The organism is Nocardioides sp., assembly GCF_036401255.1.
GTDB lineage: Bacteria > Actinomycetota > Actinomycetes > Propionibacteriales > Nocardioidaceae > Nocardioides.
On the sequence record NZ_DASWVI010000107.1, the window covers coordinates 1 to 1,910 of the forward strand.

The 1,910-nt window shown below is 73.1% G+C and carries 3 protein-coding genes; 2 read left to right on the forward strand and 1 reads right to left on the reverse strand.

From position 1 onward, the window contains the following. Together VGD85_RS04935 and VGD85_RS04940 are read left to right on the forward strand one after the other, a co-directional pair. Positions 1–617: septum formation family protein (locus tag VGD85_RS04935; RefSeq protein ID WP_331062331.1), on the forward strand; the 617-nt coding region annotated here is incomplete at its 5' end. Continuing rightward, positions 614–1,459, forward strand: a complete 846-nt coding sequence (locus VGD85_RS04940; protein WP_331062332.1) for a septum formation family protein — start codon at positions 614–616, stop codon at positions 1,457–1,459. The genes VGD85_RS04935 and VGD85_RS04940, both read left to right, overlap by 4 nt. Here VGD85_RS04940 and VGD85_RS04945 read toward each other — a convergent pair. Continuing rightward, a complete protein-coding gene (locus VGD85_RS04945; RefSeq protein WP_331062333.1) occupies positions 1,432–1,848 on the reverse strand; it encodes a nuclear transport factor 2 family protein in 417 nt (138 codons plus the stop codon). The genes VGD85_RS04940 and VGD85_RS04945 overlap by 28 nt on opposite strands. Positions 1,849–1,910: the final 62 nt, after the last annotated feature.

Below are 1,910 nucleotides of genomic sequence, written 5' to 3' on the forward strand. Positions count from 1 at the left end.
CCGTCGACTGCCGAGAGCCGCACACGGCCGAGACGTTCGCGATCGGCGAGCTGCCCGACGAGTTCGACGACGCCGACTACGACGACGAGGACCTCGGGGCCTGGGCCTACGCGACCTGCTCCCAGGCGTTCAAGGACTTCCTCGGCGCCGACGACAGCCTGGTGATGCGCACGGTCGTCAGCTGGGCGTGGTTCCGTCCGAGCGAGGACGCCTGGGACGACGGGGCCCGGTGGTACCGCTGCGACGTGGTCGGCGGCGGCGAGCAGAGCAAGGAGTACCTCGACCTGCCGACCACGGCGAAGGGGCTCCTGCTGGGACGGCCCAAGGACCGCTGGATGGTGTGCGCCGACGGGCCGACCGTCGCGGGATCGGTGAAGGTGCCATGCACCGAGCCGCACCAGTGGCGGGCGGTCACCACCATCTCGCTCAAGAAGCTCGGCGACGCCTACCCGGGCGACCGCCTCGTCGAGGTGACGACTCGCGACTACTGCTCCGCCTCCGTCGGTGCCTGGTTGAGCTATCCGGTCGACTACGACTTCGGCTACACGTGGTTCCACCAGGCGGAGTGGGACGCCGGCAACCGCCGGTCGGTCTGCTGGGCGAAGACCGACCAGTGACCCGACCGGTCGGCACCGTTCGGCTCGCGGCCGCACTCGCCGGCGGGCTGCTCGCCCTCACCGGGTGCAGCGAGGACGCGGAGCCCGCCGCGGACCGCAGCCCCACCCCGACGCCGACCACGAGCGCGCCGGACCCGCCCGTCGCGACCGCCGCCCCCGTGCCTGCCGAGCGGACGTGCTACCGGCTCGCCTACGACGAGGCGGTCGCGCCGACGGCCGACCAGGAGCCGGTCGACTGCCAGACGCGGCACACCTCGGTCACGTACGCCGTCGGACGGCTCGACAACGTCGTCGACGGACACCTCCTCGCCGTCGACGCCGACCGGGTGCAGGCCCAGGTGGCCGCCGCGTGCCCGGAGCGGCTGGCGCCGTTCGTCGGCGGCACGAGGGAGGACCGGCAGCTGAGCATGCTGCGTGCGGTGTGGTTCACCCCGAGCGTCGAGGAGTCCGACGCCGGCGCGGCCTGGTTCCGTTGCGACGTCGTGGCGCTCGCCGGGCCCGACCGGCTGGCACCCCTCACCGGGCGCGTGGCCGGGGTGCTCGACGACCCGGCAGGACGGGAGCGCTACGGCATGTGCGGCACCGCGCAGCCGGGCACCAAGGGCTTCGAGCGGGTCGTCTGCTCAGCGAAGCACTCGTGGCGCGCGATCGCGGTCGTGCCCCTCGCCGGAGACGCCTATCCCGGCGAGAAGTCCGTGCGGGCCGCCGGGGAGGACCCGTGCAGCGATGCCGGCGCGGCCGCGGCGGACTCGGCGCTGGACTACGAGTGGGGCTACGAGTGGCCGACCGCCGAGCAGTGGGGCTCCGGGCAGCACTACGGCCGCTGCTGGGCGCCGGACTGATCGCGCATCCGGGTCAGCTCCGCCGCCATCAGCTCGATGAGCTTCTGCAGACCCTGGAACGGGCGGACCATCACCGTGAAGTCGGTGAGGCGGCCGTCCTCGCCCCAGGTGAGCATGTCGATGCCGTGCACGACCCGCCCCTCGAGCTCCGCGCGGAACTCCAGCACGGCCGAGGAGTCGTCGTACCACTCGCGGACGTACTGCAGCGTCGGGCCCAGGACGGTGATCGCGGCAGTCAGGTACGCCGTGGTCAGCGCGCTGCCCTCCTGCGGCGTGTGCACCGCCGGCGAGCGGAACGTCACGTCGTCGGCCAGGAGGGTCGAGAGGCCGGCGGGGTCGCGGGCCTCGGCGATCGCGTGCCAGCGCAGCAGCGGCTCGGGACGGTCCATCAGAAGCCCAGCTTCCTGAGCTGGCGCGGGTCACGCTGCCAGTCCTTGGCGATCTTGACGTG